The organism is Rahnella sp. 2050 (genome assembly GCF_040544515.1).
Classification (GTDB): Bacteria; Pseudomonadota; Gammaproteobacteria; order Enterobacterales; family Enterobacteriaceae; genus Rahnella; species Rahnella aceris.
Genome location: NZ_JBEPKE010000009.1, coordinates 12,690 through 32,928, shown reverse-complemented (window position 1 = coordinate 32,928; position 20,239 = coordinate 12,690). Strand labels below are relative to the sequence as shown.

The following is a 20,239-nucleotide window of genomic DNA, read 5'->3' as shown; positions in this document are numbered from 1 at the left end:
CGTCAGGGCAGAACGATTTTCGTTCCCTGAGGCGAGGTGGCGAGTTTCTTTACGGCAGCCATCACTTTCTCCGGCGTGCGTAAAAAGGTGTGGATGCCGGTTTGGACGCAACGGCTGTGCGCAAATCGCTCACCGTTTTCCAGTTGAATTTCAGTGACTAAAAGCACAACATCGGCCTGAGCAATGTCGGTTTCTGACAGTGCATTTTCGAGGCCCAGCGCACCCTGAGTTTCAACTTTTACCGGCCATTTTTCGTGCTGACACAGTTTTTCCAGCTTTTCTGCCGCCATATAAGTATGCGCCACACCGCTGATACAGGCGGTTACTGCGACCAGTTTGAGCGACATAGTGTTTCCCCTGATTAAGAAAATTTATCCACCGAGCGTCACGGTATAACCGTATTTTTCGGCCATCGCATAAAACGGCGCAATAGCTGCGGCATCCGGTGCCGTCGTCTTATACATTGAATACGCTTTATCCAGTAACGGATACTTCGCTTCGCCGTATTTGTGAAAGGGCAGCAGATGGATTTCAGTTAAATTGAAGGGCTGCAGGAAATCCAGAATTTGTTGCATATTTTCAAGTGTTAACGTGAAACCGGGGATCAACGGCAGGCGGGGCAGCAGCTTAACGCCGCGTCGTGCCAGCGCCGTGAAATTCTGCAACACACGCGGCTGATCCATATTGAGCACTGCTCGTGCCTGAGCGGGATCCATTATCTTGAAGTCATACAATACCTGATCGCAGTGATCGGCGAGCGCCAACAGGTGGCCCAGCGGTGCATCGCCCGCCGTTTCGATCGCTGTCGGAATGCCTAAGGCCTGCAATTCCCTGAGCAACTCACCGGCAAATGTGTATTGCATCAGCACTTCGCCGCCGGAAAGCGTGACACCACCGCCCGACGAGCGGAAAAAAATCTCATCCTTGAGCAGGCGCGTCATTAAGTCCGGCAGCGTAATATCTTCGCCGACATACTCCATTGCACCACTCGGACATTCGTTCGGATCCTGCAAACAGGTGCGGCAGTTCAGGCATTTTGCCTGCCTTTTGATGACCTGAATGCGTGGTGACATCGATTCAGGGTTGGCGCACCACGGACAGCGGTGGGGGCAACCTTTGAAGAAAACCAGGGTACGGATACCCTGGCCATCATTGAGTGAAAAACGCTGAATGTTGAAGATGCGCCCGCGTCTTTCCGTTGCTTCCATAACAGGGATCCGCAGGTCAGAGCTGGTGCGCGGTGCGGCCGATAATGTCATCCTGGATCTCCTTTGACAGCTCAACAAAGAACGCGCTGTATCCCGCCACCCTGACGACCAGCCCCGCAAAATCCTGTGGACGTTTTTGCGCTTCACGAAGCTGCTCAGCATTCACCACGTTGAACTGCACATGCTGCAACTTCAGACGGGTGAACGCGCCGAGGAAATCGGCCAGTTTATTCAGCCCCTGCTGGCCTTCAAGCGTTGATGGCGTGAACTTCACATTCAGCAGCGTACCGTTGGAGAGCAGTGTATTGTCGAGTTTACTGACGGATTTCAATACCGCCGTTGGTCCCTGATGATCCTGGCCCAACATTGGCGAAAGTCCGCCATCTGCCAGTTGTTCACCGGCAAAACGGCCATCCGGCGTTGCACCGACTACCGCACCTAAAGGTACGTGTGCGGAAACGGTATAAGAACCCGGCGTAAACTGACCACCGCGTGGATTACGATACTGCTCGACTTCCTTACAGTAAAAACGCAGCAAATCTGCACTGATCAAATCGACTTCATCAATGTCGTTGCCATACTTCTCAAAGCGGTTGATCAGGCGGGCGCGAATGGCGCGGCCTTCCTCGCTGGCAAAATTCTCTTTCAGCGAAGCCAGTAATTCATCAAAGGTCAGGCGTTGCTGATCAAACACCATGCCTTTCAGCGCATACAGGGAATCGCTGAGGTTGGCGATGCCGATACCCTGAACACCGGAAAAATTATAACGTGCGCCGCCAGCGGTAATGTCTTTGCCGCTGTCCAGACAACCTGTAATAAAGGAGGACAGCAGCGGAACCGGTGCCCAGTCGCGGTGGCCGATATCACAGATATTGCTGCCCTGCGCCATCAGCCTGACGTAATGGCTGATTTTCCGGCGGATCTGTTCCACCAGCTCAGGATAAGTAATCGCGGTGTTTCCTTCATTTTCATGCAGCGTCAGTTCCATGACTTTCAACAGGTTAAACATGGCAATATCATGCAGCCCGTAGGTTTTGCCAGGGATGGATAATTCCACGCAGCCTACTACCGCATAATCCCGCGCATCCTCAAGGCGCACGCCACGATTGAGAAATGCCGGAACCACCACTTCATCATTAAAGATTTGTGGAATGCCGGTGCCGAGGCGGATTGTTTCGGCGGTTTTCAGCAGGAACGGGCGGTCGATCAGTTCATTGACTCTCACGCCAAGGTTAGGCTGTGGCAGACAAATACTCTGATAGGCATCCAGGCACAGGAACGACAACACATTGACGGCGCTGCGTCCGGTGTCGGTCAGACCGCCGAGTAAAATGGTGTAACCCGTCGGGAATCCGGCGAAGTAACGTGCGCTGGACGACGAACGCAGCAGCACGATGTCGTTGCATTTCACCCACAGGCTTTCCAGCAGTTCTTTAAGAAACGCCGGGGATTCGCCGTGGGACAGCGAGTGCTGATAGAACGGCAGCATGTACTGATCGAAGCGCCCGAGGGACAGCGAACTGGCATTGGATTCGTATTGCAAAATGATATTCATATACCAGAACAGCTGGCAGGCCTGATAGAAATCCTGTGGCTTATGGCCGGAAATATATCGCGAAATGCGGGCAATACGCGCCAGTTCTTGTTTTCTTGAGTTGTCCTGACAGGCTTCTGCTAACTCTTCTGCCAGCGCGGCGTAGCGCAAAATATGCCGCTGTGCTGCCTGCAGTGTAATCAGCGCTGCCTGATAAAAGGCATTATCCGGCGCGCCGGCAACGTGTTGCTGAAGTTCTGAAACTAAGTTATCCAGGCCCGAATTCAGCAGACGGGGATAATCGATAATGATGTGCCCCTGACCTTTGTCAGTCTGGTTGATACTAAAAATCTGCGTCTGAGTGGCCGCTTTCACTTCTTCCGGCATCTGGCTGTTAATGAAATCCTTCATCGAATGCGATTCCCAGTAAGGGAAAAGCTGCCTGCGGTAAATCTGTTTATCCTGCTCAGAAATGTTGAAACGGTCCTGCGGACGGGTGGGAAACGTGTCCAGCTCTTTCAGCAGCCAGCAGGGGTCCATTTCAGGGGAGATGATCCCCGCACGTGGTTTGACCGTACGGTTACCGACAATCAGCTCGTCTTCACGCAAGGCAATCTCAATGTTATCCAGAATGTATGCCGTGGCTTTCGCGCGGCGCAAAAGCGTGGGTTCGCCTTCTGTGCTGCGGTGACTTTCGGTATACAGCAGGGCACGTTCCAGCGAGATTTCACGCGGGCTGGCGAAAAGTGCGGCTTTAAGACGTTCTGTGCGGGAAGTCATCTCGTTCTCCTTGGGATCAATCCGTGACAGCAGCTTTGGCGAGATGCGCTGCGATTTTTTCCATGATGGCATCTGCGCGTTTTACGGCATCGCTGATGGCCACGCGCACCGTCACTTTGCCTTTGAAACGCTCTTCCTGTTTGATACCGATGTCTTTGGTCAGGATCACGATGTCGGCCGCCGCCACATCTTCCGGCGTCAGTTCGTTTTCCAGACCGATTGAACCCTGCGTTTCAACTTTGCATTCCCAGCCTTTAGCTTTTGCCGCACGTTCAATCGCTTCAGCCGCCATATAAGTATGAGCAACACCGGACGGGCACGCGGTGACAGCAATAATGTGAGTCATGATGTTTTCCTTTGGGTTCAGTTAATTTCGAAGTCCAGATCAAGGTCAGATTCCTGACGCGTTTTTGCCGACTGCTTTTTGGCGGCCAGATATTTCAGCGTGTTGACGCACAGTGCAGTGACAACCATGCCGACCAGCAGCGCGCCGATATACCCCAGTTTTCCCTGCACGACCGGCAGTACAATCAGCCCGCCCCAGCCGGCATAGCATTGCGCGCCAACCAGGGCGGCAGTCACCGCCGCACAAGCAGAACCGAACATGATGGAAGGAATGACACGCAACGGATCAGCGGCGGCAAAAGGTATGGCGCCTTCGGTGATACCGACACAGCCCATCAGCATGGCGGCTTTGCCCGCTTCGCGCTCTTCGGTGGAATAGTATTTACGGCCAATCAGCGTGGCAAAGCCCAGCCCCAGCGGCGGTGTCGCGATAGCCACGGCGGCAATCGCCACCACGGTATACACGCCCTGTGCCACGCAAATCAGCATGAAAGCGTAGGCCACTTTATTAACAGGTCCGCCCATGTCGAAGGCCAGCATCAGCCCAATGATGATGGCGAGCACAATAATGCTGCCCTGCTGCATGCCTTGTAGCCAGTGAGTCAGGGAGGTGGTCAACAAACCAACCGGTTCGCCCAGTCCCCACATCATGACGCCCGCAGTCAGCAGGGTGCCGATAATCGGGATCACGAAGATCGGCATCACCGAGCGCAGGATCTTCGGTACGCGGATCTTCTTAAGATAGAAAACGATAATGCCGCCCAGCAAACCGGCGATGATCGCGCCAAAAAATCCTGCGCCGAATGAGGCGCCGACCCAGGCGCCGATTGCCGAAGGGGCGAGCGCGGAACGGTCAGAGATGGAATAACCGATATAAGCCGCCAGAAAAGGCACCATCAGGGTTAAACCGGCGACGCCGATATCAAATAACTTTTTCAGGTTCGGATCGGTTGCCGCGTCCGGTACGGCACCTTTGCCATACAGCATCACCGAGACCGCCAGCAAAATGCCACCCGCGACCACAAAGGGGATCATATGAGACACGCCAGTCATCAGATGCTGGCGGGTATTTTTTAGAATATTGAGTAAGTCTTTCATGATGAACTCCACGAAAACCGGTGTCGGGCTGAAAATCGCAAATATCAGGGTTTCATTTCAAAAACCGCAGATACAGAAAGGCTATCGACCTCAACAATAGGCTGCTGGCTGTGGCGCTCATAGTGGACAAATTTGTGTTTTACTGGACTTTTGTAATGTCCTCACAAAAATGCGAGCCGGTTCAAATAACCCGAGACAATACGCGGTTTAGTGACGGTAGTGGCGCGTGAGCTGGCTCGCAAAAAACGATACACATTACATTTATCCAGTGTTTGTCATTTTTGTCTGGTAGCTATCGGATCCGCCTGACTCTTATGCTGCAAGGAGCCGGTGCATTACACCGGAATTTGGGATGAGGATTCAGAAATGGCCAAGAAGTTGAGCTTCACCTGCATGTTGGTAAATGGTGTTCACGCCCGCCCGGCCAGCCATATTGAAACGCTGTGCAACAGTTTCGGGTCTGTATTTAAGTGGCACAATGGGCGTACTGACCGCATTGCAGATGGTAAAAGTGTCCTTTCACTGATTGGTGCCGATATTCTGTTTAACGATGAATGTCACGTGACCATTGAAGGGAATGACGAAGATGCTGCGCATGCTGCGCTGGCACATTTCATTAAACATCAGCTGCCTCATTGCGATGAAGCCCTGCCTGAGCATGATGAAAATGCTGAATTTGAGCCGCTTCCTGAATCCCTGATGCATCTTTCTCCGCTGGTTTTCCGCGCCCGTTCAGTCAGTGAAGGCTGTGCGCTGGGGAAACTGGTCAGCCTGTCGAATGTGAATCTGGCGACACTCAGGGATTTACCGGAATCTCAGGGTAAAGATAAAGAACAAAGTCTGCTTTCCACCGGACTGGCACAGCTTGAAAAATCACTCGAATTACAGCTGATGGCGGACAACGGGACGATCACGGCAGTGCTGGAAGCGCACCGTTCTTTGCTGCGTGATAACAGCCTGCGGGAAGCCTTGCTGAGCCGCGTGGCGCAAGGCCGGAGCTGTGCGCAAAGCATTGTCGACACCGCCGCGCATTTCAGCTTGCAGCTCGCACAATCGTCCAGCGCCTATTTGCGTGAACGCGAGCTGGATATTCGTGATGTCAGCTTCCAGCTTTTACAGCAAATCTATGGCGAGGAGCGTTTTCCTTCCCAGCAGGCACTGAGCGAAGCCAGTATTTGTCTGGCAGATGAACTGACGCCAAGTCAATTTCTCGAACTGGATAAAACACATCTGAAGGGGCTGTTGCTCGGCAGCGGAGGCAGTACGTCGCATACTGTGATCCTTGCCCGATCGTTCAATATTCCTGCACTCGTTGGCGTTGATCCACAGCCACTTCAGGCTTATTTGCAGCAGAATGTGCAGATCGACGGCGATCTCGGGCTGATTGTCTGTGCGCTCAGCGAACCGGTGCGCCGTTATTATCGTCAGGAACAGGCGGTGCATCAGGCGCTGCGTGAACAGCAAAGTGAATATCTCAATAAACCGGGGTATACCGCTGACGGTGTGCGCCTTGAAGTGGCGGCCAATATTGCCCACTCGGTCGAAGCCAGCGCGGCGTTTGGCAATGGGGCAGAAGCTGTCGGACTGTTCCGTACAGAAATGCTGTATATGGATCGCGCCAGCGCTCCTTCCGAAGATGAGTTGTACAACATTTATTGTCAGGCTACGGATGCGGCCAACGGCAAAACCATCATTGTCCGCACCATGGATATCGGTGGCGATAAACCAGTTCATTATCTGAACATTCCTGCCGAAAACAACCCGTTCCTCGGTTATCGCGCCGTGCGTATTTATCAGGAATACCTGCCGTTATTCCATACGCAGTTGCGCGCGATCCTGCGCGCCTCGGCGCACGGATCGCTGAAAATCATGATCCCGATGATCTCCTCTATGGAAGAGATCTTATGGGTGAAAGATCAACTGGCTGAAGTCAGGCAGTCGTTGCGCAGTGAGCAAGTGCCGTTTGATGAAAAAATTCAGCTTGGGATCATGCTGGAAGTGCCGTCGGTGATGTTCATCATCGATCAGTGTTGCGAAGAGATTGATTTCTTTAGCATCGGCAGTAATGACCTGACGCAGTATCTGCTGGCGGTCGACCGTGATAACGCGAAAGTGACACGCCATTACAACAGCCTGAATCCGGCCTTCCTGCGCGGCCTCGACCACGTTGTGCGCGAAGTGCATCGCCACGGTAAATGGATTGGTTTATGCGGTGAACTTGGCGCGAAAGGCTCGGTATTGCCGCTGCTGGTCGGGCTGGGGCTTGATGAAATCAGCATGAGTGCACCGTCGGTTCCTGTGACCAAAGCACGGCTGGCCAAACTCGACAGCCGCGAATGTCGCCTGCTGCTGAACCGCGCCATGCAGTGTCGCACGTCGCTGGAAGTCGAACACCTGCTGGCGCAGTTCAGGATGGCGGTCAACGATGCCCCGTTGATTACGGCGGAATGTGTGGCGCTTAATGCTGACTGGCGCAGTAAAGAAGAAGTGATTAAAGGCATGGTGGATAACCTGATGCTGGCAGGGCGTTGCCGTTATCCGCGCAAACTCGCCGCCGATGTCTGGGCGCGCGAAGCCGTATTTTCCACCGGCCTCGGGTTTGGCTTTGCGATACCGCACACCAAATCAGAACACATTGAGCAATCGACTATCAGCGTCGCGAAACTCCCGCAACCGGTGCGGTGGGGCGATGAAGAAGCGCAGTTTGTCATCATGCTGACTCTCAATAAACACGCTGCAGGCGATCAGCATATGCGGATTTTCTCAAAGCTGGCGCGACGGATTATGCATGACAGTTTCCGTGATGTGCTGATGCATTCCACCACCGCAGCACAGATTGAAGCGCTGCTTAAACAAGAACTGGAACTCTGACAGGAGAGAATATGGAACTTTATCTGGATACGGCTGATATCAGTGCAGTAAAACGTTTATCGCGGATTTTACCGTTACAGGGTGTGACCACCAATCCGAGCATTGTGGCTAAATCGCAGACTTCCGTGTGGGAGGTTTTGCCCGGGCTTCGTGATGCATTAGGTGGTGAAGGGAAACTGTTTGCACAAGTGCTGGCGAATCAGACCGAACAGATAGTGGAAGAAGCTGAACTGCTGCATTCCCGCGTGCCGGGGCTGGTGGTCAAAGTGCCGGTCACCGCCGCCGGTCTGGCAGCGATTAAGATCTTACGTACCCGCAAAATTCCAACGCTGGGAACCGCGGTGTATGGTGCCGGGCAGGGACTCCTGTCGGCGCTGGCCGGAGCAGAATATGTCGCGCCGTATGTTAACCGGCTGGATGCCCAGGGGGGAGATGGCATTGCGATGGTGACGGAGTTGCAGCAATTGCTGTCCCTGCATGCGCCGCATGCCAAAGTGCTGGCCGCCAGTTTTAAAACGCCGCGTCAGGTTCTGGCCTGTCTGCTGGCAGGTTGTCAGTCGGTCACTATCCCGGTGGACGTAGCGGAGCAATTTATCAGTGCGCCTGCGGTACAGGCGGCTGTCGATAAATTTGAACAAGACTGGCAGGGTGCCTTTGGGCAGTTGTCGCTGTAATGGGTTAACTTCCCGTAAAAAGCCCGGCAGGAAAAACCTGTCGGGCTTTTGTCATTCTGGTCGGTGTCCTTTTACTGCACACCATACTTTTTATTACTTAACCCCATACTGCGCAAAGAAATCCAGCATCCGTTGCCAGCCGTCGGCGGCGGCTTCAGCGTGGTAACTCGGGCGATAATCGGCGTTAAACGCGTGGCCCGCTTCCGGATATACCACGATTTCCGCCGTAGCATTGGCTGCGCGAATGGCCTGACGCATGGTTTCAATGGTATCCAGAGGAATGCTGGAATCTTCTGCGCCGTATAAACCCAGAACCGGTGCATCCAGCGCGGCGGCGCGGTCAACCGGATTTGACGGGCTGGTCAGCGTTTTATCGCCGACCAGTTTGCCGTACCACGCCACGCCCGCTTTCAGCTGCGGATTGTGCGCCGCGTACAGCCAGGTAATGCGCCCGCCCCAGCAGAAACCTGTGATGCCTAATTTAGAAATGTCCCCGCCATGTTGTGATGCCCAGTGTGCAGTGTGATCGAGATCTGCAAGCACCTGCTGATCCGGCACTTTACTGACCAGTTTAGCAAAAAGCTCACTGATTTCAGTGTAGTCACGCGGGTCGCCCTGACGGAAGTACAACTCCGGCGCGATGGCCATATAACCCTGTTTCGCCAGACGGCGGCAGATATCCTGAATGTGTTCGTGTACACCAAAAATTTCCTGCACCACCAGCACGATCGGCAATTTACCGGTGAACTGTTCCGGACGGGCGAGGTAGGCGGGCATATCTTCGCCCTGCGAGGGTATGGTGGTCTGGCCTGCGTGCAGCCCGTCAGTATCGGTATGGATAGTGGTGCTGGCGACGGGAGTGACGGCAGGGGCAAAGCTGGTCGGAGCCTGTTTCAGGGTAAGCAATTCTTCTTTTTTCATTGGGGTCTCCAGGCAAGTGTCCATACGAAAATCTGTGGCTATGGATTAAAACTATAGCCGGAAAGCATGAACAGCAAGGCGCAAGAGATGTTCTATAGTTAAAAGTTAATCAGGAAAGTCATCATGGAAGATTTACAGAACGTCTACAGAACACCCGAAACCTTTGTCGAGGAGCTATGTTCAATGTCAAAATCACCCTCTAAAGTGACCAAGAAAAGCGAGTCAAAATCGGTAAGCCGCGCCCCCGCCACGGGCATTGAATCTTCACAGCCAGGCCTGGGGGATCTTGCGCCCGGCGATCGTATTTATCAGCCTTCGCCACAACCGACACCGCCAGGAAAAGAACCGACAGCGTCCGGCAGTGCGAAGAGTCCGGAAAATACCAATGCTAAACTCGATGCATTAGAACGCCACCGCAAAAATGGTGAAAAACAGCCGCTGACCACCAATCAGGGCACCAAAATCTCTGATGATCAGAACTCGCTGAAAGCCGGAAATCGTGGCCCGACACTGCTTGAAGATTTCATTCTCCGTGAAAAAATTACTCACTTCGACCATGAGCGCATTCCCGAACGTATCGTTCATGCGCGGGGCGCTGCGGCGCACGGTTATTTCCAGCCCTATCGCAGTATGAAGGCGGTGACCAAAGCCAGCTTCCTGTCTGATCCTGAAAAGAAAACGCCGGTATTTGTGCGTTTCTCTACCGTTCAGGGTTCCCGTGGTTCGGCAGATACCGTGCGTGATATCCGCGGCTGGGCGACCAAGTTTTATACCGATGAAGGCATTTACGACCTGGTCGGTAACAATACACCGGTGTTCTTTATTCAGGATGCCCATAAATTCCCTGATTTTGTGCATGCGGTAAAACCCGAACCGCATAACGAAATCCCGCAGGGAGCGAGTGCGCACGATTCCTTCTGGGATTACGTGTCCCTGCAACCGGAAACCCTGCATAACGTGTTCTGGGCGATGTCTGACCGGGGCATTCCGCGCAGTTACCGCACGATGGAAGGTTTTGGCATCCATACTTTCCGTTTCGTGAATGCAAAAGGCAAAGCCACTTTTGTGCGTTTCCACTGGAAACCGCTGGCCGGAAAAGCCTCTCTGTTATGGGATGAAGCGCAGAAACTGGCCGGGAAAGATGCCGATTTCCACCGCCGTGATTTGTGGGAAGCCATCGAAGCCGGAGATTATCCGGAATACGAACTGGGTGTGCAGTTGATCCCTGAAGAAGATGAATTCAAATTTGATTTCGACCTGCTCGACCCGACCAAACTCATCCCTGAAAAACTGGTGCCGGTAGAACTGATCGGCAAAATGGTGCTCAACCGTAACCCCGATAATTTCTTTGCTGAAACCGAGCAAGCCGCGTTCCACCCGGGGCACATTGTGCCGGGCATAGATTTCACCAATGATCCGCTGTTGCAGGGGCGACTGTTCTCTTACACCGACACGCAAATCAGTCGTCTGGGCGGGCCTAATTTCCATGAAATTCCGATTAACCGGCCGACGTGCCCTTTCCATAACTTCCAGCGTGACGGCATGCACCGTCAGGACATTGATACGAATCCGGCGAACTACGAGCCGAATTCCATCAACAATAACTGGCCGAGGGAAACACCTCCGGCAGCGTCCGGCGGTGGCTTTGAAAGTTATCCTGAACGGGTTGATGCAGAAAAAATCCGTCAGCGCAGTCCGTCATTTGCCGAATATTATGCCCATCCGCGCCTGTTCTGGCTGAGCCAGACAACAGCGGAGCAGGATCATATTATCGGCGCTTTCTCATTTGAATTATCGAAGGTGGCGCGGCCGTATATCCGCGAGCGGGTCGTGGATCTGTTAGCGCATGTTGATCAGACGCTGGCGCAGAAAGTGGCGAAAAATCTGGGTATTACCCTTTCCGCTGACACCCTGAAGATCAAGCCGCCGAAGCCCGTGAATGGGCTGAAAAATGATCCGTCGCTGAGTTTGTATGCCAGCGGTAAAGGCACGATCAAAGGGCGGCAGGTGGCGATATTGCTGGGTGAAGGTGTGAATGCGGCGGATGTTCTGGAAACCTTACAGGCACTTCAGGCCGCTGGCGTTCACCCTAAGCTGCTGGCCAGTCACTTAGGGAGTGTGACTGCCGATGATGGTTCTACGTTGCCGGTTGATGCTACGTTTGCCGGATCGCCTTCCATCACCGTTGATGCAGTGATTGTTCCGCATGGGCATATCGACGCACTGCTGATGAATGGCGATGCACGGCATTATGTGCTCGAAGCCTACAAACACCTGAAAGTGGTGGGGCTAAGTGGCGATGCACGCCGCTTCAAATCGCTGCTGGGGCTGACGGATGATGTGCCGGAAGAGGGCGTTGTGGAAGGTGAAAAAGCAGAAGGAGCGTTGCTGAAGGCGTTTCTGAAAGACATGCTCAAACACCGGATCTGGTCGCGCAGTGCGGCGGCAGATGCCGTTCCTGCCTGATTAACTGTAACTGATAAACAGGCAATCCCCGGCAGCGGAGATTGCCTGTTTAAAATTCCCTCACCCCTCCTTATTTTGTGACTTGAATCACAAAATAAATGTATGTGAAATTCCTGTTGTTACATCATAGTGACGACCGTCACGAAATAACGTCACAATGTTCAGTACAGTTGCCGGGTGTTCCTCCTGCCAATAAATGACCTTACACACAGAGGAGTTTGTTATGTCTCAGCCTGAAGTTTTCCATCTTGGCCTGGCCAAAAAAGATTTAAACGGCGCGACGCTGGCGATTGTTCCCGGCGACCCTGAGCGCGTGGAAAAAATTGCCAAATTGATGGAGAACCCGGTTCGTCTGGCTTCCCACCGCGAATTTACCTCATGGCGTGCTGAGCTTGATGGCAAATCTGTGATTGTTTGCTCAACCGGTATTGGTGGCCCTTCGACCTCTATTGCGGTTGAAGAACTGGCGCAACTGGGGATCCGTACTTTCCTGCGAGTCGGCACAACTGGTGCTATCCAGCCACACATCAATGTCGGTGACGTTCTGGTCACGACCGCTGCCGTTCGCCTTGATGGCGCGAGCCTGCACTTTGCGCCGATGGAATTCCCTGCAGTAGCCGATTTTGCCTGCACCACCGCGCTGGTTGCGGCGGCAGAAGCCGTGGGTGCCGCGACGCACATTGGCGTTACCGCCTCTTCTGACACCTTCTATCCGGGTCAGGAACGTTATGACACTTACTCTGGCCGTGTTGTCCGTCGCTTCAAAGAATCGATGAAAGAGTGGCAGGAAATGGGCGTCATGAACTACGAAATGGAATCCGCGACTCTGCTGACCATGTGTGCAAGCCAGGGCCTGCGCGCGGGGATGGTGGCGGGTGTTATCGTGAACCGCACGCAGCAGGAAATCCCTAATGCGGAAACCATGAAAAAGACTGAAAGTCATGCGGTGAAGATTGTTGTAGAAGCAGCCCGCAGGCTTATTTAGTCCCTATAAAACTAAAACAACCACATCACATCATCACATCAATGGGCTGCCTCTGGCGGCCCATTTTTTTGCCCTGCTAAGCAGATCTGTTAAGGTCATGTTAGTAATCCATCTGGAATAATTGATGAACCTCCTCCCGAATCTCTGACAAAAGGAACTGCATTTTTGACTGTTCACGACCTTCTTGAGTACACCACTACCTTCATCCGCGCCCATCAGGTGTGGGCTGCACCGATCGTTTTCTTTCTGGCTTTTGGTGAGTCTCTGGCATTCCTTTCCCTGCTGCTACCGGCAACGTTTATCTTGCTGGGACTCGGCGCGCTGATTGGCGAAACCGGTATTCCGTTCTGGCCCATCTGGGCCGCCGCCGCCGCAGGCGCTTTCCTGGGAGACTGGCTTTCTTACTGGATTGGTGCCCGTTATCAGGATCGGGTTGGCAATTTCTGGCCTTTCTCCCGCCATCCGCAAATGCTGGTTCGTGGACATGCTTTCTTTGAAAAATGGGGCATGCCCGGGGCTTTTATCGGCCGCTTCTTTGGCCCGCTTCGTGCCGTTGTGCCACTGGTTGCCGGTATCTGCGGTATGCCGCAAAAATATTTCCAGATTGCGAATGTGACGTCTGCACTCATCTGGGCTTTCGGCATCCTGGCGCCAGGTGCTTTCGGCATTCAGTGGCTGAGCCGCTGGTTTTGAATGCTGCTCTCTGTGGCTGGCTATCGCAAGGGGGCAAATACAGAGAAATTCCTTTTTGGAAGACGTCTCGCAAAGGCTCAATGCAACAGAAAATAGACTGGACATCCATACAGCCTGACATTACCTTGGCCGCAAGAGACTTTAAGAGGGAAATCGCGTGGATATCAGCATCCTGACAGCCCTGGGGGCGGGGTTAATGGGCTTACTCGTAGGTTGGCTTATCGCCAGCCTGCGCCAACAGCAACAGCAGACGGAGTATGAAACGCAGCGCCGTTTGCTGGAACAATCGCTGGAACAGGCTAAAGCGGAAAATGATACGCACAAAAGCGAGCGGCAATCAGGGCAGCAGCAACTGCGTGAGGCTGAACTTGAGCTGCGAAAACTGCATAGCCTGCAGGCGGCCAGTCAGGAAAAATTACAACTGCTTGCCCACTGGCAAAACGAGTGTGAGCAACTGAATCAGGAACTGCGTGCGCAGCGGGAAATCAACAGCGCGCAGGAAGCAGAGTTGCGTGAGGTTTCAACCCGTCTGGATGAAACCCGCATGGCGGCTGAAGAAAAGCAGCGTCTGCTGATTAACAGCGAACAGCGCCTGAGCAGCCAGTTTGAAAATCTGGCTAACCGGATTTTCGAACAAAATGGCCGCCGTGCCGACGAACAGAACAAGCAAAGTCTCGACAAGTTACTGTTGCCGTTGCGCGAGCAACTGGATGGTTTCCGTCGTCAGGTGCAGGACAGCTTTGGGCAGGAAGCCCGTGAACGCCATACGCTGGCGCATGAGATCCGCAATCTGCAGCAACTGAATGTGGAGATGGCCCGTGAAGCCGTCAACCTGACCAAGGCACTGAAAGGTGACAACAAAACGCAGGGCAACTGGGGGGAAGTGGTGCTGAGCCGCGTGCTCGAGGCTTCCGGTTTACGTGAAGGGCATGAGTACCAGACTCAGGTCAGCGTGCAGGTTGACAGCAACAGCCGGATGCAACCTGATGTGGTCGTCAGGTTACCGCAGAATAAAGACGTAGTGATTGATGCCAAAATGACCCTGGTCGCGTATGAGCGCTATTTCAACAGCGAGGATGACAGCGAGCGGGAAGCGGCACTCAATGAACATATTGCCTCGGTGCGCGGACATATCCGCCTGCTCGGGCGCAAAGATTACCAGCAACTTCCCGGTCTGCGCAGCCTCGATTATGTGCTGATGTTTATCCCTGTTGAGCCCGCTTTTCTGCTGGCTATCGACCGTGAGCCAGAATTGATTAGCGAAGCGCTCCGGCACAATATTATGCTGGTCAGCCCGACGACCCTGCTGGTGGCGCTGCGAACGATCAGTAACTTGTGGCGCTATGAGCATCAGAGTCAGAACGCCAAACGTATCGCCGACCGCGCGGCACGTCTTTACGACAAACTGCGGCTGTTTGTGGATGACATGGAGTCGATGGGACAAAGTCTCGACAAAGCGCAGGGAAGTTATCGATCCGCGATGAATAAACTCTCGCAAGGCCGTGGTAATCTTATCGGACAGGTGGAAAGTTTCCGCGCGCTGGGTGTTGAAGTTAAACGGCCTATCAGTCCGTCTCTGGCTGAAATAGCGAAAGCGGAAAATGAACCTGAAGACACCGCATCTCTGCCCGATACCTCTGATGCGGAAGAAGAACAGACGCTGAACCCGGGTGAGTTAACTCCCCACCAGCAGACATAGCGGGTCAGAGGGCCTGCACTGTATTTGTGATTCAATGCATGAATTTTTGCAATATGTTGAATCACCATCGGTGATGGGGCTTTCGAACGGGTTCTGATACACTTCTCCCCAAGAGTTCGACTGAAAAAGCAGGCATAAATAATGGAAAAGCAGACGCCGGAAACCACCCATTTTGGTTTTCGTACAGTAGCCAAAGATGAAAAACAGGAAATGGTGGCAGAAGTCTTCCATTCCGTTGCGGCAAAATATGATTTGATGAATGATCTGATGTCTTTCGGTATTCATCGCATCTGGAAACGCTTCACTATTGATTGCAGCGGTGTCCGTCAGGGACAACGTGTGCTGGATCTGGCCGGTGGTACGGGCGATCTGACCGCAAAATTTTCCCGTCTGGTGGGTGAGAAAGGCGAAGTCGTGCTGGCGGATATCAATGATTCCATGCTGAAGATGGGCCGCGAAAAGCTGCGCAATCTTGGCATCGTCGGCAACGTCAGCTACGTTCAGGCGAATGCCGAGGCTCTGCCGTTCCCGGACAACTATTTTGACTGTATCACCATCTCTTTCGGTCTGCGTAACGTGACTGAAAAAGAGAAGGCGCTGCGTTCCATGTTCCGCGTACTCAAGCCGGGCGGGCGTCTGCTGGTACTGGAATTCTCCAAACCGGTGCTGAAGCCGCTGAGCAAAGCTTACGACACCTATTCCTTCCATATTTTACCGCGTATTGGTGAGCTGGTTGCGCACGATGCTGAAAGCTACCGGTATCTGGCTGAATCAATCCGTATGCATCCGGATCAGGAAACACTGAAAGGAATGATGGCGGACGCAGGTTTTGAAAATGTGACTTATCACAACCTGACTGGCGGCATTGTGGCGTTACATCGGGGTTTCAAATTCTGATATGAGTATGCCGATGTTGTTAACGCCGTTACTGACTGCCGCTATCGAGACGCCGCTTAATTACCTGCTTTTCAGAGATCGCAGCATGAAGGCGGCGCGGACACGTCTGGCCGGTAAAGTTCTGCGTGTGGAATTGCAGGAACTGAGTACACCACTGACGTTTGTGTTCAGTGAACAGAAAATTGATGTGCTCGGGCAATGGGACGGCGCGGCAGATTGCACCGTCACCTCGAAACTGTCAGTGCTGCATAAGTTACGTGATCGCCAGCAGTTGTCGCCCATGATGCGCAGTGGCGAGCTGGTAGTTGATGGCGATATCGCCCTGGTTCAGCAGTTCTCTGCATTGCTGGATATGGCGGAAATTGAGCCTGCGGAATTTCTGGCACCCTATATCGGTGACATTGCGGCACAGGGGCTGAGTCAGACCGTGCAGGGCGTTTTCAGCTTTTTGCAAAAAGGGTTGAAACACCAGCAGAGCTATGTGGCGCAAACGCTGACTGAAGAGTGGAAAATGGCACCCGGTCCGCTGGAAGTTGTCTGGTTTAGTGATGAGGTTTCCGCACTGGTGTGTGAGCTGGATGCGCTGGATAAACGTATCAAAAAACTGGAGGACAAACCGTGACGCCTAGGGAAATGCGACGTTTATATCTGATTATCCGCATGTTTCTGATCTACGGCCTTGACGAACTGATCCCTAAAATCCGCTTAACGTTACCACTGAGAATTGGTCGTTATCTTTTTTTCTGGTTACCAAATCGTCATAAAGAAAAGCCGTTAGGTGAGCGCATGCGCCTGGCACTGGAACAGCTTGGGCCGGTTTGGATCAAGTTCGGTCAGATGATGTCTACACGCCGCGATCTTTTCCCCCCGCACATAGCCGATCAGCTGGCTTTGCTTCAGGACCATGTTCCGCCGTTTGATGGTGCGAAAGCCCGTCAGCAAATTGATGCCGCGCTGGGTGGCCCGCTGGAAACCTGGTTTGATGAGTTCGATCAGACGCCGCTGGCGTCTGCGTCTATTGCTCAGGTGCACACGGCGATCCTGAAAGAAAACGGCAAACCGGTGGTGCTCAAAGTTATCCGTCCGGATATTTTACCGACCATTGTTGCTGATATCCGTTTGATGTCGCGTCTTGCTGGCTGGCTACCGATTTTGTTACCGGATGGTCGCCGTTTGCGTCCGCGTGAAGTGGTACGTGAGTATGAGAAAACGCTGCTTGATGAACTGAATCTGTTACGTGAAGCCGCGAATGCCATTCAGCTTCGCCGTAACTTTGAAGGTAGCCCGATGCTGTATGTGCCGGAAGTGTACCCGGACTATTGCAGCGAACAATTGATGGTGATGGAACGTATTTACGGGATCCCTGTTTCTGATATTGAGGCGCTGAAAAAACAGGGCACCAATATGAAATTGCTGGCGGAGCGCGGTGTACAGGTCTTCTTCACTCAGGTTTTTCGCGACAGTTTCTTCCATGCGGATATGCATCCGGGCAATATTTTTGTGAGCTACGAAACGCCTGAAGATCCTTGCTACATAGGCATTGATTGCGGCATAGTTGGTTCGCTCAATAAGGAAGACAAGCGCTATCTGGCGGAGAATTTCATCGCGTTCTTTAACCGTGATTACCGCAAAGTAGCTGAATTGCATGTCGATTCCGGCTGGGTCCCGCGAGATACCAACGTTGAAGAATTCGAATTTGCAATTCGGACAGTGTGTGAACCGATTTTTGAGAAACCGCTGGCGGATATTTCCTTCGGTAACGTATTGTTAAATCTGTTTAATACGGCTCGCCGTTTTAATATGGAAGTCCAGCCTCAGTTGGTGTTGCTGCAAAAGACACTGTTGTATGTCGAAGGCCTCGGGCGTCAGCTTTATCCTCAACTGGATTTGTGGACAACGGCGAAACCTTTCCTCGAAAGCTGGGTTCGTGATCAGGTGGGTCTGCCGGCGATGATCCGCGCACTGAAAGAGCGTGCGCCGTTCTGGATTGAGAAAATGCCTGAACTGCCAGATTTGGTTTATCAGAGCCTGCATCAGCACAAGCTGTTGCAATACAACATTGAGAAGCTTTCCTCCCAGATCCATAACCAGAGTTCCCGTCAGGGGCAGTCTCGTTATTTGTTGGGAATGGGTGCGACGCTGTTACTGAGCGGAACCCTCTTACTGTTGGGTGGCGTTAAGGTTTACCCCGCCTGCCTGATGGCAGCCGGTGTTGTTTCCTGGTTAATCGGATGGAAGCGCGCCAGCTGAGCAAATTGTTTTAAATCGAATGCCGTTTGCGGACGGCAATAAATGTCGTTCCTTCCTGTTTGAGGTGAAAATAATGGGTGGTATTAGTATTACAAAAATCCTGATCCTCGTTGTTCTTGTGGTACTGCTGTTCGGTACGAAGAAACTGCGTGGTCTGGGTTCTGATCTGGGTGCTTCCATCAAAGGCTTCAAAAAAGCCATGAGTGACGACGACAGCCAGTCAAAAACTAAAGACGCTGACGTTTCTCCCACTGATGCTGATTTCGTAGCAAAGTCTGTTGAAAGCAAGCCAGAAGCGAAAGCAGAAGACACCAAGAGCCAAAACAAAGAGCAGGTATAAGCCGTGTTCGATATTGGATTTAGTGAACTGCTGCTGGTATTGGTGATTGGCCTGGTTGTCCTCGGGCCCGAGCGTTTACCTGTAGCAGTCAGAACAGTAGCAGGCTGGATCCGTACGCTTCGTGCCATGGCTGCTTCAGTTCAAAGCGAATTGTCGCAGGAACTGAAACTCCAGGAATTGCAGGATAGCCTGAAGAAAGCGGAAGAAGCCGGTCTGAAGAATCTCACGCCAGAAATCAAAGCATCTATGGACGAGTTGAAAGAAGCCGCAGAATCTATGAAGCAGTCGATCAATTCAGGATTGAATCCTGCAGAGAAAGCTGTGGAAGAAGCCAAAGCGGAAGGCAACACCATCCACAACCCTGTTCTGGATGAAGCTGAAGCGCACCATGATGCGGGTGTGTCTCCTGCTGCTGCCGACAATGTGGTTTCTGCACCGGCAACGGCACCACAAAGTGCTGTTGATGCCGCTCTGGCCTCAAATAAAACGGCGCATGTTGCGGCTGAAAAGCTGACGGCCTCGGCGGAACACGCGGCTGACGCTTCTGTTGACGTTTCACCGGTTGTGAAAACTGCTGCTGAAGCCCCTGTGGCTGAACCCGCAGCACCGGCTAAACCGGCTTCATCAACTCAAACGACAGGCGAGCGTTAAACATGGCAGTTGAAGATACACAACCCCTTATCAGTCATCTGATTGAGCTGCGTAAGCGCCTGTTAAATGCCATTATCTGCATTATTGTGGTGTTTTTAGCGCTGGTTTATTTCGCAAATGACATCTATCAGTTGGTGGCTTCACCGCTGATCAAACAAATGCCGCTGGGCGCGAGCATGATTGCGACTGACGTCGCGTCGCCGTTCTTTACGCCTATCAAACTGACCATGATTGTCTCGGTGTTTGTCTCTGCACCGTTCATTTTGTATCAGGTCTGGGCATTTGTGGCTCCGGCGCTCTACAAACACGAACGCCGTCTCATGATGCCGCTGCTGTTTTCAAGCTCCGCGTTATTTTATCTCGGTGTGGCGTTTGCTTATTTCGTCGTGTTTCCGCTGGCGTTTGCTTTCTTTGCGAAAACTGCACCGGCTGGCGTGCAGATAGCCACCGACATTAACAACTATCTCGATTTCGTGATGGCGTTGTTTATGGCGTTTGGCGTCTCCTTCGAAGTGCCTATCGCGATTGTGTTGCTTTGCTGGAGTGGTGTAACGACACCCGAAGACTTGAAAAAGAAACGTCCGTATGTGCTGGTCGGGGCTTTTGTGGTCGGGATGTTGTTAACACCGCCGGATGTGTTCTCGCAAACATTGCTGGCCATTCCAATGTACCTGTTGTTTGAAATCGGCGTGTTCTTTGCCCGTTTCTATGTCGGAGGCCGTCGCCGGTCGGACGTCGACAACGAGACCGATCCGGATCAGCCTGCTTAAAGTTTCTTTCGTTATACATAGAAACCGCCCTGTTGGGCGGTTTCTGTTTCAGGACTC

The 20,239-nt window shown here is 52.8% G+C and carries 18 protein-coding genes; 12 read left to right on the top strand and 6 right to left on the bottom strand.

All coding sequences use genetic code 11. The annotated features are described in order from the left end of the window. Positions 1–2: 2 nt before the first annotated feature. Genes ABIC79_RS22605 through ABIC79_RS22585 form a run of 5 tightly spaced genes read right to left on the bottom strand, consistent with a single transcriptional unit; the run spans position 3 to position 4,965 of the window. Positions 3–347 carry a PTS fructose-like transporter subunit IIB gene (locus ABIC79_RS22605; RefSeq protein WP_013577448.1) on the bottom strand — a complete coding sequence of 115 codons (345 nt, stop codon included), beginning with the start codon at positions 345–347 and terminating at the stop codon, positions 3–5. Between the two features lie 24 nt (positions 348–371). After that, positions 372–1,259 carry a [formate-C-acetyltransferase]-activating enzyme gene (locus tag ABIC79_RS22600; protein ID WP_037035395.1) on the bottom strand — a complete coding sequence of 296 codons (888 nt, stop codon included), beginning with the start codon at positions 1,257–1,259 and terminating at the stop codon, positions 372–374. Continuing rightward, positions 1,225–3,522: a formate C-acetyltransferase gene (locus ABIC79_RS22595; protein ID WP_112197619.1), complete on the bottom strand. Its 2,298-nt coding sequence runs from the start codon at positions 3,520–3,522 to the stop codon at positions 1,225–1,227. Before ABIC79_RS22595 ends, ABIC79_RS22600 begins: the two co-directional genes overlap by 35 nt. 16 nt (positions 3,523–3,538) lie before the next feature. Continuing rightward, positions 3,539–3,868: a PTS fructose-like transporter subunit IIB gene (locus tag ABIC79_RS22590; RefSeq protein ID WP_013577445.1), complete on the bottom strand. Its 330-nt coding sequence runs from the start codon at positions 3,866–3,868 to the stop codon at positions 3,539–3,541. Positions 3,869–3,885: 17 nt separating this feature from the next. Beyond that, positions 3,886–4,965 (bottom strand): PTS fructose transporter subunit EIIC, encoded by a 1,080-nt coding sequence (locus ABIC79_RS22585; RefSeq protein ID WP_119262169.1) that lies wholly within the window; start codon positions 4,963–4,965, stop codon positions 3,886–3,888. Between the two features lie 366 nt (positions 4,966–5,331). On the opposite strand from ABIC79_RS22585, the gene ptsP reads away from it, so the two are divergent. Then, entirely contained in the window at positions 5,332–7,836 is a 2,505-nt protein-coding gene (gene ptsP / locus ABIC79_RS22580) for a phosphoenolpyruvate--protein phosphotransferase (protein WP_015690571.1), read from the top strand. 11 nt (positions 7,837–7,847) lie between these two features. Further along, positions 7,848–8,510 (top strand): fructose-6-phosphate aldolase, encoded by a 663-nt coding sequence (gene fsa / locus ABIC79_RS22575; RefSeq protein ID WP_013577442.1) that lies wholly within the window; start codon positions 7,848–7,850, stop codon positions 8,508–8,510. Between the two features lie 93 nt (positions 8,511–8,603). Here fsa and ABIC79_RS22570 read toward each other — a convergent pair whose 3' ends face one another. Next, positions 8,604–9,431: a dienelactone hydrolase family protein gene (locus ABIC79_RS22570; protein ID WP_013577441.1), complete on the bottom strand. Its 828-nt coding sequence runs from the start codon at positions 9,429–9,431 to the stop codon at positions 8,604–8,606. 183 nt (positions 9,432–9,614) lie between these two features. On the opposite strand from ABIC79_RS22570, the gene katE reads away from it, so the two are divergent. The 10 genes from katE to tatC all read left to right on the top strand — a co-directional run bounded on the left by katE (position 9,615) and on the right by tatC (position 20,182). Next, positions 9,615–11,897 carry a catalase HPII gene (gene katE, locus ABIC79_RS22565; protein ID WP_015690570.1) on the top strand — a complete coding sequence of 761 codons (2,283 nt, stop codon included), beginning with the start codon at positions 9,615–9,617 and terminating at the stop codon, positions 11,895–11,897. 223 nt (positions 11,898–12,120) lie between these two features. Further along, positions 12,121–12,882 carry a uridine phosphorylase gene (gene udp, locus ABIC79_RS22560; protein WP_013577439.1) on the top strand — a complete coding sequence of 254 codons (762 nt, stop codon included), beginning with the start codon at positions 12,121–12,123 and terminating at the stop codon, positions 12,880–12,882. Positions 12,883–13,047: 165 nt separating this feature from the next. After that, a complete protein-coding gene (locus ABIC79_RS22555) occupies positions 13,048–13,575 on the top strand; it encodes a DedA family protein (protein ID WP_013577438.1) in 528 nt (175 codons plus the stop codon). Between the two features lie 157 nt (positions 13,576–13,732). Next, positions 13,733–15,274 carry a DNA recombination protein RmuC gene (gene rmuC / locus ABIC79_RS22550; RefSeq protein ID WP_119262168.1) on the top strand — a complete coding sequence of 514 codons (1,542 nt, stop codon included), beginning with the start codon at positions 13,733–13,735 and terminating at the stop codon, positions 15,272–15,274. 141 nt (positions 15,275–15,415) lie between these two features. Next, complete coding sequence (gene ubiE, locus ABIC79_RS22545) at positions 15,416–16,171, top strand: bifunctional demethylmenaquinone methyltransferase/2-methoxy-6-polyprenyl-1,4-benzoquinol methylase UbiE (RefSeq protein ID WP_013577436.1); 756 nt, start codon at positions 15,416–15,418, stop codon at positions 16,169–16,171. 13 nt (positions 16,172–16,184) lie between these two features. Next, the gene (ubiJ, locus tag ABIC79_RS22540; RefSeq protein WP_013577435.1) at positions 16,185–16,793 is read left to right on the top strand and encodes a ubiquinone biosynthesis protein UbiJ; all 609 of its coding nucleotides are present in this window, start codon (positions 16,185–16,187) and stop codon (positions 16,791–16,793) included. Next, positions 16,790–18,421, top strand: a complete 1,632-nt coding sequence (gene ubiB, locus ABIC79_RS22535; protein ID WP_013577434.1) for a ubiquinone biosynthesis regulatory protein kinase UbiB — start codon at positions 16,790–16,792, stop codon at positions 18,419–18,421. The genes ubiJ and ubiB overlap by 4 nt, the downstream gene beginning before the upstream one ends. 73 nt (positions 18,422–18,494) lie before the next feature. Continuing rightward, positions 18,495–18,761, top strand: a complete 267-nt coding sequence (gene tatE, locus ABIC79_RS22530; RefSeq protein ID WP_013577433.1) for a twin-arginine translocase subunit TatE — start codon at positions 18,495–18,497, stop codon at positions 18,759–18,761. Between the two features lie 3 nt (positions 18,762–18,764). Continuing rightward, the gene (gene tatB, locus ABIC79_RS22525) at positions 18,765–19,412 is read left to right on the top strand and encodes a Sec-independent protein translocase protein TatB (RefSeq protein ID WP_013577432.1); all 648 of its coding nucleotides are present in this window, start codon (positions 18,765–18,767) and stop codon (positions 19,410–19,412) included. A gap of 2 nt (positions 19,413–19,414) precedes the next feature. Then, complete coding sequence (gene tatC, locus ABIC79_RS22520; protein ID WP_013577431.1) at positions 19,415–20,182, top strand: Sec-independent protein translocase subunit TatC; 768 nt, start codon at positions 19,415–19,417, stop codon at positions 20,180–20,182. The last annotated feature ends 57 nt before the right edge of the window (positions 20,183–20,239 follow it).